This is a genomic window from Marinobacterium mangrovicola (assembly GCF_004339595.1).
Taxonomy (GTDB): Bacteria; Pseudomonadota; Gammaproteobacteria; order Pseudomonadales; family Balneatricaceae; genus Marinobacterium_D; species Marinobacterium_D mangrovicola.
The window spans coordinates 179,006-196,054 of the sequence record NZ_SMFU01000008.1 but is presented as its reverse complement, the minus strand read 5'-3'; the positions used below and the strand labels follow the sequence as shown (position 1 = coordinate 196,054).

General features: G+C 53.8%; 12 protein-coding genes. 2 read left to right on the top strand and 10 right to left on the bottom strand.

Annotation, left to right across the window (positions count from 1 at the left end; genetic code table 11):
• Nucleotides 1-73: 73 nt before the first annotated feature.
• A complete protein-coding gene (locus CLV83_RS09420) occupies nt 74-1,807 on the bottom strand; it encodes a flagellin N-terminal helical domain-containing protein (RefSeq protein ID WP_132290979.1) in 1,734 nt (577 codons plus the stop codon).
• Nucleotides 1,808-2,040: 233 nt separating this feature from the next.
• On the opposite strand from CLV83_RS09420, the gene CLV83_RS09415 reads away from it, so the two are divergent.
• Together CLV83_RS09415 and CLV83_RS09410 are read left to right on the top strand one after the other, a co-directional pair.
• A complete protein-coding gene (locus tag CLV83_RS09415) occupies nt 2,041-5,475 on the top strand; it encodes an O-linked N-acetylglucosamine transferase, SPINDLY family protein (protein ID WP_132290976.1) in 3,435 nt (1,144 codons plus the stop codon).
• 15 nt (nt 5,476-5,490) lie between these two features.
• A complete protein-coding gene (locus CLV83_RS09410; protein ID WP_132290973.1) occupies nt 5,491-5,811 on the top strand; it encodes a flagellar protein FliT in 321 nt (106 codons plus the stop codon).
• A 94-nt stretch (nt 5,812-5,905) separates the two neighbouring features.
• Here the strand turns inward: CLV83_RS09410 and flgL are convergent, their stop codons facing one another.
• The 9 genes from flgL to CLV83_RS09365 form a co-directional block, all read right to left on the bottom strand.
• Nucleotides 5,906-7,498: a flagellar hook-associated protein FlgL gene (gene flgL, locus CLV83_RS09405; RefSeq protein WP_132290970.1), complete on the bottom strand. Its 1,593-nt coding sequence runs from the start codon at nt 7,496-7,498 to the stop codon at nt 5,906-5,908.
• A 2-nt stretch (nt 7,499-7,500) separates the two neighbouring features.
• On the bottom strand, nt 7,501-9,561 hold the full coding sequence (gene flgK / locus CLV83_RS09400) for a flagellar hook-associated protein FlgK (protein ID WP_132290967.1): 2,061 nt from the start codon (nt 9,559-9,561) through the stop codon (nt 7,501-7,503).
• A gap of 85 nt (nt 9,562-9,646) precedes the next feature.
• Entirely contained in the window at nt 9,647-10,708 is a 1,062-nt protein-coding gene (flgJ, locus tag CLV83_RS09395) for a flagellar assembly peptidoglycan hydrolase FlgJ (protein ID WP_132290964.1), read from the bottom strand.
• Nucleotides 10,708-11,799 (bottom strand): flagellar basal body P-ring protein FlgI, encoded by a 1,092-nt coding sequence (locus CLV83_RS09390; RefSeq protein ID WP_132290961.1) that lies wholly within the window; start codon nt 11,797-11,799, stop codon nt 10,708-10,710. Before CLV83_RS09390 ends, flgJ begins: the two co-directional genes overlap by 1 nt.
• A gap of 24 nt (nt 11,800-11,823) precedes the next feature.
• On the bottom strand, nt 11,824-12,504 hold the full coding sequence (gene flgH / locus CLV83_RS09385; protein ID WP_132290958.1) for a flagellar basal body L-ring protein FlgH: 681 nt from the start codon (nt 12,502-12,504) through the stop codon (nt 11,824-11,826).
• 16 nt (nt 12,505-12,520) lie between these two features.
• Nucleotides 12,521-13,306 carry a flagellar basal-body rod protein FlgG gene (gene flgG, locus CLV83_RS09380; protein ID WP_132290955.1) on the bottom strand — a complete coding sequence of 262 codons (786 nt, stop codon included), beginning with the start codon at nt 13,304-13,306 and terminating at the stop codon, nt 12,521-12,523.
• A gap of 14 nt (nt 13,307-13,320) precedes the next feature.
• Nucleotides 13,321-14,064, bottom strand: coding sequence for a flagellar basal-body rod protein FlgF (flgF, locus tag CLV83_RS09375; RefSeq protein WP_132290952.1), 744 nt, complete (start codon nt 14,062-14,064; stop codon nt 13,321-13,323).
• A 181-nt stretch (nt 14,065-14,245) separates the two neighbouring features.
• Complete coding sequence (locus tag CLV83_RS09370; RefSeq protein ID WP_132290949.1) at nt 14,246-16,348, bottom strand: flagellar hook-basal body complex protein; 2,103 nt, start codon at nt 16,346-16,348, stop codon at nt 14,246-14,248.
• A gap of 14 nt (nt 16,349-16,362) precedes the next feature.
• Nucleotides 16,363-17,043, bottom strand: a complete 681-nt coding sequence (locus CLV83_RS09365) for a flagellar hook assembly protein FlgD (protein ID WP_132290946.1) — start codon at nt 17,041-17,043, stop codon at nt 16,363-16,365.
• Between the last annotated feature and the right edge of the window lie 6 nt (nt 17,044-17,049).

The window sequence follows — 17,049 nt, the reverse complement described above, 5'->3', positions numbered from 1 at the left end:
CCTCTTAGGTTAGAAAGGCCGCCCTCCACTGGAGGGCGGCCTCTATTACATCAAGAGTACACTACCCTGATGCTTACTGAAGCAGTGACAGTACCTGCTGCGGCTGGGCGTTAGCCTGGGCCAGCATTGCGGTACCAGCCTGCTGCAGCACCTGCGCACGGGACAGGTTAGCCGACTCTTTCGCGAAGTCTGCATCTTCGATTCGAGAACGTGCAGCTGCCTGGTTCTCAGAGATGTTAGACAGGTTAGTCATGGTGGAATCCAGACGGTTGCTCACCGCACCCAGATCACCACGGATGGAGCTGACCTGTTCCAGGGCTTCATCAAGAATGTCGATCGCTTTCTGAGCACCGGCGACGGTAGAGATATCGATATCTGCTACGGAGTTGCCGACGGAGTCTGCGTCATTGGTTTCCAGAAGACCGGTGGTAGCAGTTGATGCTGTACCATCTTCACGGAAGGAGATAGACATCTCGCTGCCGTCAACTGTTTTCAAACTCAGCACGCCACTACCATCTGAAGTAGCAACGACACCGGTTTCTGCACTTTTCTCGTTGATTGCATCCGCCAGGTTATCACCCTGTCCGCCGACGGCTGCACCAGCATCAACTTCGCCAATCTCAACACCATTGATAACCAAGTCACCCTCAGTAATCGCTCCAGTAGCCGTGATGGTGAAGCCGGTGATCTCGCCACCGTCACGAGTCTGAACACCTGCAGCGGTCAGCATGGCAGTAGTTACGGTACCAGTGGTACCGATATCTACACTGTCCACGTTGCTGTCTGTGATGGTGAAGGAAAGCTGCGCATTCTGGGTAACATCACCACTCCCATCGGTCAGGCCAGCTGCTACCCCACCAGTACCGTCAGTCACAGTAATCGTAGCACCGGTCTCGCTGGCCAGCTGCAGTTTACCATCCTCGTCCAGAGAGGCGCTGATCATGCCTTCACCCTGTTCGTTGATCTTGGCAACCAGCTCTTCCATGCTGCCAGTATCGGTAATCTGCAGCTGATTGGATTCAGCTCCCGGGCCGATCAGGTTAATTTCAAGCACAGCGGTACCGCGGATTACACCGGTACCTTCATCAGCAGCGGTCATCTCAGTGAACGCGGAAACTTCGACACCTGAAATGTTGGAGTTGATTGTATCCAGCGCTTCCTGCAGGTTTGCGGAATCGGACAGATCACCGACGCTCTGGTTATTGATTGTCAGAGTGTTAGTGCTGTTGAAAGCGACCAGCGCAGTAACCAGCGCAGAGCCTGCTTCAGTGCCGACAACATCACCGGCCGCAGTGCCGCCAAGGCCTTCAGCATCAAGTTTGCCGATGGTGGTAGAGATAGTCTGGTTCGCTTCCGAACCAACCTGCAAAATCAGGTCACCCATGGAACCGTCAAGCAGGTTCTGGCCGTTAAAACTTGTAGTCTCAGCGATACGGGTCAGTTCTTCCTGAAGCTGAACAACCTCAGCGTTCAGGGTCGCACGGTTACCGGAATCGTAAGTACCGTTCGCAGACTGGATAGAGAGCTCACGCATACGCTGCAGGATATTGGTAGTCTCATCCAGCGCGCCTTCCGCGGTCTGGATAAGCGCCTGACCATCGTTAGCATTTCGAACAGCCTGGTCGAGACCACGAATCTGAGAGGTCATACGGTTTGCGATAGCCAAGCCAGCAGCATCATCCGCTGCAGAGTTGATGCGCTTACCGCTGGTCAGACGTTCCATGGAAGTATTGAGGTCGTTCTGACTCTTGGTCAGCTGGTTTTGCGCGTTGAGCGACATGATATTGGAGTTGATTACCATAGCCATGAGAGTTTCTCCTCAAAAGTTCGGCTAGTCTGAGCGGCGTTAGCACTCGTTCTGTAGGTTCAAAGCAATTACTGCCTGTGAATTCTGTTATCGGCGCCCAGTCCACAGACTTTAAATTTTTTTTGTCGCTTTTTTAAACCAACTGAACGGCCTCTGCAGCGGCCGCCTTATCTGGTACTTGGAAGTGAGATTGTCTAGGATGGCTTCAAACCGGCTACAAGGTCCCGCACCCCATGTCAAACAAGCGAAAGTACCCCGCCACCTCTTCCAGAACAAATTCCGATAGTAAAATTATCCAGTCCTGGTTGACTCTGGCGCTGCAAGCGATGAATAGCGCCGACTGGTACCAGGTAGAAGAACTTCTGCAGAAGATCCTTGATATATCGCCGAAGCACGCTCGTGCACTGCAGCTCATGGGACAGGCCCAAATTAACGCTGGTGCTTACATAGAAGGACTCAACACGCTCGAAAGAGCTGTTTCCGTCGACCCTGGAAATGCCCAGAATCAATACCTCCGCTCGTTCGCTCTGGAACGCCTGCGCCGATTAGCCGAGGCTCTAGAAGCGATCGATCAGGCTTTAGCAAAGGTATCTGATAACGAGATCTACCTGGCACATAAAGCGATGGTATTGCAGGGGCTAAATCGAGAGGCGCAAGCACTGGATGTGCTCAACGGTCTACTTGAGCAACACCCTCATAACGCCCGCTACTGGAACAACGCTTCCAACCTGCACAACATCTTGGGTCAGCCCGAAAAAGCTCGGGAATGCTTGCAAAAAGCTGCCGAACTAGCCCCCCAAAATGCCTATATTTTTAGCAATCTGATCACTAACCGCCACTACAACCCCCAAGAGACCCAAGCATCGATTTACGAGGCATGCCTGGAGTGGGACAAGCTCTTTCCACCAGCGCCGAGCAACACCCAGACAGACCCCGTCCCCTCACGAGTTTTAAGGCTCGGCATGATATCCGAGGGGTTTCAGTTCCATCCTGTCGGCCAGATGATTATTGCCGCACTCGAGCGATTGCCCGGCTATGCCTATGAGTTTTACGCATATAGCATGTTCTCTGGCGAGGATGCGATTACCCGACGATTTAAAAAGATATGCAATTATCGCTTGGTCAATCATATAACTGACGATGCATTGGCCGATCAAATTCGCGCGGACCAGATCGATATACTGATTGATATGGCAGGTCATCACAGCGGTTCACGCATGCTTACCCTGACACAAAAGCCCGCACCGATTCAGATCAAATGGGTCGGCGGGCTGATCAATACCAGCGGCTCAGAAATTCTGGATTACCTATTGAGCGACCGCTATGAAACGCCCGAGGGCACGGATTCAATGTACACAGAAAAGCTGGTACGCCTGCCCGGTGACTATATCTGTTATGAACCTCCCTCCTATCTCCCTGAAGAGAGCAGCCTGCCAGCTAAGCAAAACGGTTACATCACGTTCGGCTCTTTCAATAACGGTATGAAGGTTAACGCTGAACTGATCGAGCAATGGGCGGGTATTCTAGGCGCAGTACCCAACTCACGATTATTCCTGAAAAGTAAAAGTTACGGTGCTCCTGAGTTCTGCGAGAAGATTCTGACGCAATTCGAAGAGCAGGGCATCGTGCGCGAGCGAGTAATTCTAGAAGGCGTCTCCCCTCACCCGGACCTACTCAAGTGCTACCACCGCGTCGATATTGCACTGGACACCTGGCCGTACTCTGGAGGCTTAACAACCTGTGAGGCGTTTATAATGGGTGTTCCAGTGGTCACTATGCCCGGCCCCACGTTCGCGGGTCGCCACTCGACTACACACCTCATTAACGCAGGGATGCCAGAACTTGTAACTCATAGCTGGGAAGAGTACCGCGATCGCGCCATTGAGCTTGCCTCAGACGTCGACAGTCTCGCCGTGATTCGTACTCATCTTCGAGAAGTTCTGCAGAAATCGCCCGTCTGTGATGCAGCCTCCTTTGCAGGCCACCTCAACAACGCGCTACGTGCGATTTGGCAGCGTCATTGCGAAAGCAAGACACCAGCCGCGCTTAACTTTAACGAGAACGGTGAAGTGCTCTTTCAAGGTGAGTCAGAGCCAGTGATACTCCAACACCCGGAGCCTCCTCCCGAAGATGAGGCAAGAACCTATCGTTGGGAATTCGAAGGCAAGGTCATCGCCATTGACCACGGTGCACAGCTATTTGGTGTACCCGTGATTAAACAGATGCTGGAGCAGGGCACACTTGAGCTAATCGCCTTTGATCCCGCAAGCAACAAGTTAAAGCACCCTCTAAGGCAGGCGCAGGGAGTACATTACTACCCCAATATTTTGCTGGGCTCAGGCAGCCCAGCAACACTCTATGCCTGCCAGGATGCAAAACTAAGTGGAACTCTGAAACCGAAAGGTGACGCTCACTTTACCGAGAAACTAAAGAACTCGTTAACAACCTTGGCAGAGTTACCGATCAATACCCTGGAGCTCGATAAAGTCAGTGAGCTACCGGCAATCGACTGGCTGATACTCGACAACCTGAACAATAGCGTTGAGGTACTGGAACATGGCTCTGAAGCATTGAAGGACACCCTGCTGATTCAGACTGACATCGTGTTTCAGGCAACTCATGATCGCCAGCCCAATTTGGCTGAAGTATCACATTGGGCAGCAAGACACGGTTTCCGGTTCTACTGCTTAAATCAGGAAGAGAGCCGCACACCGGTGCCACAGAACATTATTGGTGCTAACAACTACGCCGACGAGCTGGTTTCAGCGACCGCGCTCTTTATCCCCAGCCATGAGCGTATGGAGTCACTCTCCACGAACCAACGCAGAAAGCTCGCCTTCATTGCGGATACGGTATTTAGTCTGGAAGGGCTTGGCTACGAAGTGCTTGGCCGCAACTCCGACGAAGAGGCCGAAAAGTACATCCAGTATAAAGTCCGCCAAGAAGTTGCTAGTAAGCAGCCACATGTGCCAGCGTCTGGTGTTCGCCAAAAACCACGCCTTATGCCCACGCAGGCTCCAAGCCCAGAGCCAACCGACACGGGTGCAGAAACAACATCGACGTCGATAAAACGGCCTGATTTGACTCTACCCACAGAGGTCGCCAAATATCTTAAAAAAGTTTACTCAGATGCTACCTGCATCCTGGAGTACGGCAGTGGCGGCTCAACTGTCCTTGCCTCTGAGATGGAAAACAAGCAGGTTTTCACAGTCGAAAATGACCTGAACTGGGCAGCTAACATCGTTCAGTATCTTGAGCAGGCAGCGCCCCCCTCTCCCGCTATCATTCACACCGTAAACGTTGGAAAGACAGGCCCCTGGGCTTATCCAATTAACGATTCAAGCTGGCGTAACTTCCACAAATATCCCTTAAGCGTCTGGGATAGAGACGACTTTACTGAACCTGACGTCATTCTGATTGACGGCCGTTTCAGGGTTGCTTGCTTCGTGGCTGCCGTCATGAAAATAAGAAAACCAACCATCGTTCTGTTCGATGACTATGGTGACCGTCCGTACTATCACGTGGTAGAGCGGCTGGCAAAACCGGTCACAATGGTTGGCAGGATGGCCCACTTCGAACTAACACCCGGCAATTTCCCTCCAGAAGAACTGACCTGGATGATTGCGAGCTTTAATCAAGTGACCTATTCCAATCTTACGCGCCCTTAAGCGGAGTGCCCCGAGATGCAGAGTTTAAATCAGCTAGCCTTGGAACTGCTTCAGATAACCCTGGCTCTCTACGACAAAACCCAGGCCGGAGAGCTCGAGCCTATTACCGGCCTTCAGCAACAGCGGGCCACTTTGGTTGCCGAGTTGGATAAAGCAAGTAGGCAACAATGGCCGGATGAAGAGGTAGCGGAAGCCAGAAAGCTTATTGCGCAATCGCGGGAGCTGGAAAAGAAAGTCTTGCAGCTATTGACTCAAAAACGCGATGAGCTGGGTAAAGAACATAACCAGCTGATGCGCAGTAAGAAGGCCAGCAAAGCCTATGGTCAGTTCAAATAAGGCTTCAGTTAGTTAGCAGTAGTGGAGACGGCCGGTAGACTCAAGTTCAACCGGCCAGTCCCTCAAAACCTACTTCCAATGATGCCCTACCGGGTTACCGGATATAATCGAACAGACTCAGACTCTGAATCCGGTTAAAGCTGGCATACGCTGCTTCCAACGCCAACTGACGTTTAGCCAGTTCAGTCGATGCGGCCGCGTAGTCCAAGTCTTGTACCGATGACAGGGTGGACTCAGCCATCAGCTGAAAATCCATATTGCTGGACTCTGCGTTATCCAGCTTGTTGAGACGCGATCCTACTGTCGCATTCGCCTCCGATAAACGCTCCTGCGACATCGTCAGCTGATCCAGCGTGAGGGCAAAACGCTCCTGTAGCTTGGCTAGCCCTTCCGGATAACCGGCAATCGGTTCGCGCATCAGCTCAACGGTATCCAGCATTTCGTTGAGTATATTGGTTGGTGGCTGATCAAACTGAAGCGTCGTTTCATCCGCAGGGATAAAAGAGAGTGTTACCGGCCCGTTTGTATCATCGGTCGCGACATTGCGGATGATATCCAAGGCGGGCACAGAACCCGCTCCAGAATCCACTGACACGGTAAACTGCGGCGGCGTGCCTGATAACGTTACACCGGCCAGGCTAGAAACCGGGTCTCCAGCGGAATCGACGAGCGAATAGGTAAAACCGCTGGTTTCATCCCCTGCTGTCTGGATACTGACCTCGCCGCCCGCAAGGCGCATTAAATCAGAATAAGCCTGGTTGTCAGAGATGGCCACCGAGTCAATCAACGCACTATTGCTGATGCTGTAGTCTGGATTATCAACACTGTCCGGTAGTTGAACCTGAAAGGAGATACCCTCCAGTTCAAAGGTTTCGACCCGGTCTTCTGCAGCTGCGGTTTCGTCGTACGCGCCCTCCGCCAAAACCTGACCCGCGCTATCGATCAGCGCATAGCGGTAGACTGAGGTCCCGCTGCCATCATCCTGGCCACTGGTTACACTGAGCTTCAAATCTCCATGCTCGCGCATAAATGACTCGTAAGCCTCAGCGTCGGTTACATCAAACTCAAGCAGAGAGCCATTTAATCCAGGGTCATCACCACCGACCTGCTTGATCCCGGCCTCACTCAGTACCGACTCAAACAGAAACTGCCCCGAGTCCGTTGACTGAGCGTAGAGCGCGCTGGACACCTGAATCGAGCGGGAGCTGCTGTCACCCATGTATTCGTAGCGGCCATCGACCCCTTTTACGTAGGTTTGGGTGCTGCCCTGAGAGCCTGAGAACAGGTATTCCCCCTTGGCATCACGGGTGTTCATCAAACCAGCGGCATACTCCACCAGGTCTTCCAGTTCATAAGAGATGGCCACACGGTCCGGATCGGACATCGTACCGTTAGCCGCCTGCAACACCAGCTCGCGCATACGATCGGTGGCAGTGTTCAGGTCGCCAATGGTGGTTTCTTCCAGCTGAAGCCGACGCCGTGAAGCATCTACGTTGCCCTGATACATCTCAAGCTGCGCCAGCTCACGCTGCAAACTAACCACCCGACTCGCTCCCACGGGATCTTCCGCCAGAGAAGTAAACTCCTTGCCACTGGCCAACTTATTCTGGATATCAGCCAGAGAAGACTGATTCTCCATCATGTTCTGGTTGGCATTAGTGTAAATCTGGCCTGTGGATATACGCATAATTACCTCCGCACAGCCGAAATCAGGCTGTCGAATATGGTCTGGTAAGCCGTTATAAGCTGGGCGGACGCAGAGTAAGCCTGCTGGAAACGCACCAGGTTGGCGGCTTCTTCATCCAGATTTACACCCGCTACGCTCTGCAGCGCATTCTCGCTGGACTGGAGCACTGAACGGCTTGAGTTGTAAGCGATTTCAGCAGTACTTGCCTGAGTGCCCACCCAAGCCAGCATCTGACCATAGGTATCCTGATAGCTAAAACCATCAACAGTTTCAGCATTCTGCAGATTGGACATAGCCAGGGCGTTACTGTTATCGGAATAACCATCCACGTTGCGCTCGATGGTGAAGCGATCGCCGGCATTGGGCTGGTTTGTCAGCGTTATACTGAAATCGTAGCCCTCCGCCAGGTCGCCCGCCTGCTGACCGTCTGCCGTGCTGGCGAGACTGAAACTGATCGGCTCACCCGCGACGTAAGGCAAGGCACTTACTGTATTACCCTCGGCGTCGATCAGATCAATCTGCTGGGGATTATTTTCGTCACGCACGTCATAAACGCTGTAACTACCATCCGCGTTGAATACGACCTCCAGGTTTACCGGCACGACCTGGCGTAACGGCGAGCTATCCTGGGTGGCGGCAATCTCCACATTAGTGATTTCTGCATTACCGCTATTGGTGGTGGCAGGCTCAACTCGCAAAGGCGAAGCCAAAGCGAGCATACGGGGGTTGGTAATTTCCACATCCATCAACTGTGCCGCAGAGCGAGTAGGCTGGACGAGGAAACTATCTCCACGCGACATCTGACCATTGAACTTCATGGTCATGCCGTCGAGGCTGATGGTCAACTGATTGCCGTCGCGGACAAACACCCCGGACTGGTCCAGATCCCGCTCGTCCTGAGGCAAAGAGGACAGATCACTCAGCTCGGCCGAGGTGATTTTTTTACCATCACTTAACCGGGTGATTGTAAACGTATCGACACCGGTTGCCTCGACACGATAGTCGCTGGCGGTCAGCGCTCCTACATCGTAAAAACCAACCGACGCGGAAACATTAAGATTCTTATTGTTAGCGTTGGCCGTGACTTCTCCGCTTCTAATGTCGCGGAACAGGTCCTGCCCCATATCACCGTTCAGGTCCATCCCTTTGCGGTGCTGCTCATTCATTGTTTCTGAGAAAACCAGCGCCAAACGCCCAACTTCATTGATCGTGGGCTGAAGCACCTCGTCACGATAACGCACCATACCACCGATAGAGCCTTCGCCAAGCTGATCCGTAACTCTGGCTTCCACACCACTGCCATTGGTCATATAGATATCAAGCTGGGTTGGATCTGCGTCCCCCGTACGTACCTGCAACGTCGCCGCGCTACTACCTACCACCAGTGGCTGACCATCCCCCATCATCACGTTATAGGTGATGCCATCCTGAGAGATAACATTGGTCGATACATAGCCTGAGAGCTCTTTTACCAGCAGATCGCGCCGGTCCTGCAGCTCGTTAGAGTTCTGTCCCGCCGTCTCCAGGGTACCGATCTGCACGTTCAGATCGGCAATGTTCTGGGTAATCGAGTTGACCGTCTGGGCCATGCTGCGGATTTCAGTATTGATGGAATCCGTCTGACTACGAAGCCGAGAATCAAAGTCATTAAAGGAGTTGGTCAATGACTGAGCTTCGGCGAGAAAGAGTTCACGATTGGCAATGTACAGCGGGTCATCCACAACCTGCTGCAAAGACGCAAAATAGCTGTCCATAGACGCAGACAGGCTGGTGGACTCTGATACCAGCATGCTGTCCAGCAGTGCGATCTTTTCCGAGAACGCCTCATTACTGCTAAACGTCGAGTTATCAGACCAGACCTGACGCACCAGAAACTGGTCGGTCACGCGATTGATATCCTGGATCTGAACACCGAGGATCGGCGGATCTTGAGTGCCAAACTGAACTGTCTGACGGCTATAGCCCTCAGTATTCAGGTTGGCGATGTTCTGGCCGACGGTCGTCAAAGCGCTCTGGTTAGCGTTAAGCGCCTGAACACCAATATTGAGTATGCTGGAACTCATTTTAATCTCCGCGGCACCCGGTCTTGGACGCCTTGAACTTTGCCATTCCGTATCGGCTGGTTATCTATTGCTTATCGGCTGAGCATCAGCCTTCTTGAGGCTGACCGGTGATCGCCGCCAGCGTATTACCGCTAAAAATCCGTTCGATCTTACTGGCGTATTCCGGGTCAGTGGCATACCCCGCGCGCTGCAGCTCCTGCAGATAAGCAACCGGGTTACCGGACTGCTTCAGGGCGTTTTCATAACGCGGGTTGTTCTGAATAAACTGAACATAATCGTTCAGGCTCTGCTCGAGGGAGTCGTAGGCACGAAACTCGGCGCGCTCCGGTTGCGGCAGCCCATCGCGATATTCCATCGTCTGCACAGCCACTTTGTCGCCAGACCAGCCACCACTGGCCTTGATATTGAACAGGTTGTTACTGCTGCCGGCCGCATCGCGGATAATGGAGCGCCCCCAACCGGTTTCGAGTGCCGCCTGGGCGACCAGAACCCGGGGATCAACGCCCAGCGACTGCGCGGCTTTCTCGGCTAAAGGCATCAACCGTTCAACAAATTGTTCGGGGGAGTCGAATATTTCTGAGGTACGCTCGGCACTGGTAACCGCAGGCTCCTCTCTCAGCCCTGCATCGTCGCTAGCAACAGCGCCTGCTGATGAACTTAGTTTTTCACTGATCTGCGTAACCGCATCCAGCGAACTACCCGCCACCCGGCGTGCCGCAAGATTCAGCAGCGCCTCGTTGAGAGATTCGCCCTGGCGTACCGCTTCATCCAGTTGTTGATCATCACCCGGCATCTGCAGTGCCTGCCGGAGCGTTTCCGGGTTCATATCACTACCGCCCAGTTGCCTGACGATGATGTCAGCCAGGCCAAAGCCATTACCTCGGGAAAGCTCCATGGTCAACTGCTGGTCGAGCATACCCTGGTACATCTCCACTTCACCGGAGTTGAACGGGTTATCTTCAGCAAACGCCTCATTCGCCTGGCGCATGGTTTTGAGCATCATGTTCATAAACACCTGCTCAAACTGCTCCGCCACTTGCTGAAGGGCGGCGTCCTTATCCTTCGAAGCCTCAGCCTTGAGCTTGCTCAGCGAAGTGAAATCACTGTACAGAGCGGCATCGGCCTGACCTGGAATTTTGCTATCCATCAGATCACCACCAGTTCGGCTTTTAGAGCGCCAGCCTGACGCAGGGCTTCCAGGATCGCCATCAGATCGCCCGGTGCGGCCCCCACCTGGTTAACCGCCTCCACCACATCGCTCAAGGTCGGACCCGGTGCAAACTCGAACATATGGCCTGAGCCCTCGTCGACCTCGATACCGGTACGCGGCGTAATCACGGTCTCACCATCCGCCAGGGCGTTCGGCTGGTTAACGTCAAAGTTTTCATTGATCGCGATAGTCAGGCCACCATGGGTAATTGCCACCGGCGAGATGGTCACATTTTGCCCAATCACGATGGTACCTGTACGGGAGTTGATCACGACCTTGGCCACCTCCTGCCCCGGCTGCACGGTGAGGTTTTCCAGCACAGAGAGGAAAGAGACCCGCTGCGAGGAGTCACGCGGTGCACGCACCCGGATAGAGGTCGCGTCCATGGCACGAGCCACATCAGGCCCCAGCAGCCCATTGATCTGCTCAGCCACACGACGGGCGGTGGTAAAGTCCGGCTGGTTCAGGTTCAGCACCAGCGAGTCACCCTGAGAAAAAGCGTTGGGAACGGCACGCTCCACCGACGCACCATTGGGAATACGTCCGACACTGGGCACATTCACCGAAATGCGTGAGCCATCCGCACCCTGGGCACCAAACCCGGAAACCACAAGATTACCCTGAGCCACCGCATAGACATTGCCATCCGCGCCCTTGAGCGGCGCCATCAGCAGAGTGCCACCACGCAGGCTTTTGGCATCACCGATAGTAGATACGGTGACATCGATATTTTGCCCCGGCTTGGCGAAAGGAGGTAGATCGGCGGAGATCGCCACGGCCGCGATATTATCCGATTCAGGATCCACATCTGCCGGGATCGCCACACCGAAGTTGTTCAGCATGTTCCGGAAGGTTTTGGAGGTGAAATCGGTGCCATCACCGGTACCATCCAGACCGACTACCAGACCATAACCCACGAGCTGGTTACTGCGCACACCGGAAACAGAGGTGATGTCCTTCAAGCGCTCGGCGTAAGCACTGGGTGCGAGCAGAGTGAAAGCCAGAATCAGTACTGAAAATATTTTCATCGCGAAGCCCTGTTTAAAAGCCCGTTAAAACGGCCACAACGGGCCGATAAAGAAGCGGGACAGCCAGCCCATCACATTGGCATCCTGCACCGAGCCGGTACCACTGTAGGCGATGCGCGCATCAGCCAGTTTGGTGGAAGCCACGGTGTTGGCCTCGTCGATATCCTGAGGCCGCACCAGACCACTGACACGGATATATTCATCACCCTGGTTCAGGGTCAGCCATTTTTCACCACGAACCAGCAGGTTGCCGTTGGGCAGCACCTTGTGCACAGTCACGGTGATATTGCCGCTGAGACTGTTGCTCATGTCGGAGTCACCCTGGCCATCGAAGGCACTTTCGCTGCCCAGCGAGGCTGACAAAGGATTGCCAAAGGCAGAGAGGTCCTGACCAAATACGGTCCCCATACCCACCTCATTGCTATTCGACTTATCGATCTGAGTTGAACTGCTTTTCGTGGACTGGGTGTTTTCCTGCAGTGCTACGGTGATGATGTCACCCACACGGTGAGCACGACCGTCGCCATACAGATCCATTGCAGTGGCAGAGTTATAGATCGAACCGGTGACCGGTTGCAGGTTCGGCTGCGGCGTTGCTTCTACCGGCGCGTAGTAGGGGTTGTCCGGTTTGGGAGGCGTATTAACGCACCCCACCATGCCCAGTACTGCAGCGAACAGGACAGCGATTTTTAACTTAGTGCTCATGCCACCCATCCTCGATTTAAAGCTGCTGCGTCACGAACGACAGCATCTGATCCGCCGTCGAGATCACCTTGGAGTTGATCTCGTATGCACGCTGAGTGGTGATCATGTTGACCAGCTCTTCAACCGCATTAACGTTGGAGCCCTCGAGCATGCCCTGTCTCAACGTACCTGTGCCATCTTCACCAGGAACAGACAGCTGAGGAGCACCACTGGCGGCGGTCTCCATCAGCAGGTTCTGACCGATAGCCTGCAGCCCCTGAGGATTGACGAAGTTCGCTATCTCAAGCTGGCCAATTTCCTGGGGCTGAGGATCTCCGGCAACGGTCACCGTGACGATACCGTCATTCGCGACGGTGAAGTTTTCCACCTCATCCGGCAGGGTGATCGCCGGCTCGATCAAAAAGCCCTCGGCCGTAACCAAGCGGTTTTCACCATCCAGATGGAACTGACCGTTACGGGTGTAAGCGATCTCACCATCCGGCATTTCCACCTGAAGGAAGCCCTGGCCGTTGATCGCCACATCGAAGGTTTCACCGGTGACCTGCATGTCACCCTGCTGATAAAGCTTCTGGGTGCCTACAGTACGCACACCGTTACCGAGCTGAAGACCTGAAGGCAGCTGGGAATCTGCGGCACTTTCAGCGCCGGGCTGACGGCGGATCTGGTAAAGCAGGTCTTCAAATACTGCCCGGTCTTTCTTGAAACCAACGGTACTGACGTTTGCCAGGTTGTTGGAGATGACCTTCAGCTGAGTATCCTGTGCGCTGAGACCAGTTTTAGCGACGTGAAGCGCCCCGTTCATACCTATCCTCCGGTTTAGCTCAGCTGCAGAATATTGGCAGCTGCGCTGGAATTCTCTTCAGCGGTTTGCATCATTTTCACCTGCACCTCGAACTGTCGAGCCAGGTTGATAATCGAGGTCATCTCCGCAACCGCGTTAACATTGCTCGATTCAAGATACCCGGCCCTCAGGCTTACGGCGGGGTCCGCTGGTAATACTTCGTTGTTGTCCGCATGCATCAGACCATCCTGACCTTTGAACAGGCTTCCCTGCTCAGGCAACACCAGCTTGATCTGATCGATTTGCACCAGGTTGGTCGCGTCATCCCCGAGAGGACGAATAGTCACCGTGCCATCCCCGGAGATATCGATCTTTTCCGCCGGCGGAATGACTACCGGCAGGCCACCATTGCCCATCACCGGCAAACCACTGCCAGTTACCAACTGGTTAGCGGCATTGATCTGCAGTTCACCGCCACGGGTATAGGCCTCCTGACCATTCGGGCCCAAAACCGCGATCCAGCCATCGCCATGAACAGCCACATCCAGCTCTCGTCCGGTCTGGATAAGCGTACCGGCAGTCGTATCTGTTGCGGGACGCTCACTCATGGAGTAAACCCGGGATTCAAAGCCATCCCCCAGCACTCGCATTGCGCGAGCCTGCTCCAGGTCGGTTTTGAATCCGGTGGTAGTGGCATTGGCCAGGTTATTGGCGTGCACCTGCTGGGCCAGCATGTTCTCGCGAGCTCCAGTCATCGATACGTACAACAACTTGTCCATAACAGCTCCATCAGGAAAAAGGTTGCCGCTTTAAGCGGCCTATACCCTGATAAAGCAAGGCGTGTGCCAATAGATTTCGAGGGGTTAAGCGGAAGTGTCTTTACGCAAAAGGCGCCACCCCCGATCCGGAAGCAGCGCCCTTATTAAGGGATCCGCCGGCAAGCCAGACGGATTAAAGCGATTAAATCTGCAGAATCGCCTGGGTCACTGTATTCAGTGTTTCCAGAGTCTTCGAGTTGGCCTGGAAGTTACGCTGACCTTCGATCAGCTTCACCAGCTCTTCCGACAGATCGACGTTGGATTGCTCCAGCGCGGCCGAACGCAGAGTACCGTTCAGACCGGTACCTGGCGGGTTTACGATCGCATTGCCGGAGGCCAGAGTAGCGATCCACTCTGTGTTACCGCTGGGCTGCAGGCCATCCTGGTTTTCAAAAGTTGCCACAGCAACAAGACCCAGGTTAGCTCTCTGACCGTTGGAGTAGCTGGCTACCATTTCACCGGTTTCAGCAAAGCTCACACCGATAAGGTCACCTTTGGTGTAGCCATCCTGCTGCTGGCTTTTCACGATCGACTCGGAGGCAAACTGGCTGGAGTCGGTAATATCCAACTGGATACCAGCAAGCTGATCGATATCCGAGTCCAGAATTCGATCTTCAGGGTTAGCAGGGTCCGCTCCAAGAATAGTGATATTCGGAGCCTGGCCATTTCCTGCCACCCGCTCACCGTTGACCTCTTCCAGCACACCGGTGGTGGAGTTAAAACTGATCAGTATCGGCCCTACTTCACTGGGGTTGGCACCGCCTGCGCCGCCTGCGCCCGGATCCGGTGTTTTACCGATGTTGAGCTGCTCGGTGTCGTTCAGGAATGCATAGGCACGATAAACACCCACGTAGCTGTTATCACCTTTGAACGCCTCAACTGCGATTTCAGTGCCATCCGGTGTAAACAGCTGAGCCGTCTGGTTTACATCCGCCAGATCAACATCGCCGGCGTCAGCCTTCCAGGTGATCTCAAGACGATTGTTATTTGCGTTATAAATAACAGACTCGATATCTGGATTACTATCCAGAATCTCCTGCTCATAGGTGGCGATTTCTTCACCCACATCATCGATTGTTTTCTCGCCCGTATCAGTCACCTCGATGCTGACCCCAGCGATAGACATGGTTACAGGCGAGCTCAGCAGATTACTATCCGGGCCAGCAGTGAAGAGCGAATTATCGAGACGCAAATACTGAACTTCATTGGCATCACGCTCGGTGTTATTGCCTGTCAGTGCGTTGACGACCTCATCTCCACTGGAGTCAAACACCGCGTAATCGCCGTAGCCGGTATACTCGGCATTAGCCTCAAAATTCAGCGTACCCGCGCTGTCTACATACACGGTGTCAGCAGCAATACGTGGATCACCACCATCCTGCTGAAGCTTTTCCGCTGACGCTGCAGTCAAAACCCAGTTACCGCTACCATCCGTAGCCTGAGTAAAGTAGAGCGTATCAGGATCAGCCGCATCTGCCGCTGGCGTTACACCTGTGCCATCGCCAAGGTTAAAGTCAGATAACATCGCCTGCCCACCACCCGCGGTAAAATCGATTGCAGGCGTGGCATTATTCACGGTACCCATACCGTTAAACTCATAAACTTCACGAACCGGACGCTGTTCGGCGAAATAAAACCGGATACTGTGTTCGTTACCGAGGCTATCAAAGGTACCAACGGTGGTTGAATATGAGTAAGAACCCGGATCAGTGCGGTTGAATACCCGGCTGAGGTCTTCGGCATCGGAGTTGGAGTTGATGTTGAAGGACAGATCAATCTGCTCAGTCCCCTTTGGCGGGCTTTCTTTTTCGGTCACTGACAGATTCTGGATCGGCAACTGGTTACCCTGGGCATCGAGACCATAACCCTGCAGAAACTTGCCGTTCTTGCTGACGATATTGCCATCTTTATCCAGCTCGAAAGCACCGGCACGGGTATAGGTTATGTTGCCCTGCCCATCATCCAGCTGGAAAAAGCCGGAGCCGTTGATCGCCAGATCCAGGTTGCTGTTGGTGAACTCAATGGTGCCGCCGGAAAAATCCTGGGCAATATCGGTCACGGTCACACCGGAACCCGCGGTATTGCTTGAGCCTGCGCCCACTACAGCGGTTGCGTAAATATCGCCGAATTCGGTACGTGAGGATTTAAAGCCCACGGTACTTGAGTTCGCAATGTTGTTACCCGCCACGTCGAGCAGCGATGATGCTGACTTCAGGCCGGTGACGGCCGTGTTAAAACCTGCCATTTAATAATCCTCGCTTAACCGATCTGACGAATATCGTTCATGCTGAATGAGCCAGCATCGGTATTAACCCGCATACCGATACCGTTTTGTCCCAGGGACACACTATTGACCGTCTGGCCAGTGAATATGGGTACCTCGGTAACCCCGTCACCGGAAGTAGATTTCGCAACCAGGGAATATTCCCCTGCCGGATAACCTTCACCACCCCAGACAAAATCATGATCTCCCGCTTCCAGGTTGCCCATGGAGGCGGTAGACACCAACTGACCGTTGGCGTCATATATCTCGATATTTACATTGGGCGCGCTGGCCTCGAGAGAGACCATGCCCCGCGCATATGAGCCATCCTGATAGAGCGTTTTATCACCGCCTTCGGTGAAAACGGTCTGCCCCACCATAGAAGATGCCTGCAGCGCAGCCTGGCTGCTAAGCATGGAGTTACTCATGTCTTCCACCGTGGATACCAGTGTGTTGAGACTCTCAACCTGGCTCATGGTCGCTATTTGCTGCATGAAGTCGGTGGTATCCGCGGGATTGGTCGGATCCTGATTCTGCAGCTGGGCAATCATCAGCTCCATGAACATCTGGCTATCCTGAGCGGATTGGCTCTGCTCAGTATTCGCACCTGATTGGTTACGCTGATTGATCTGGTCGTAAACGTTTTGACTGTTGCCAGTACCGTCAATCGTACTCATGGCATC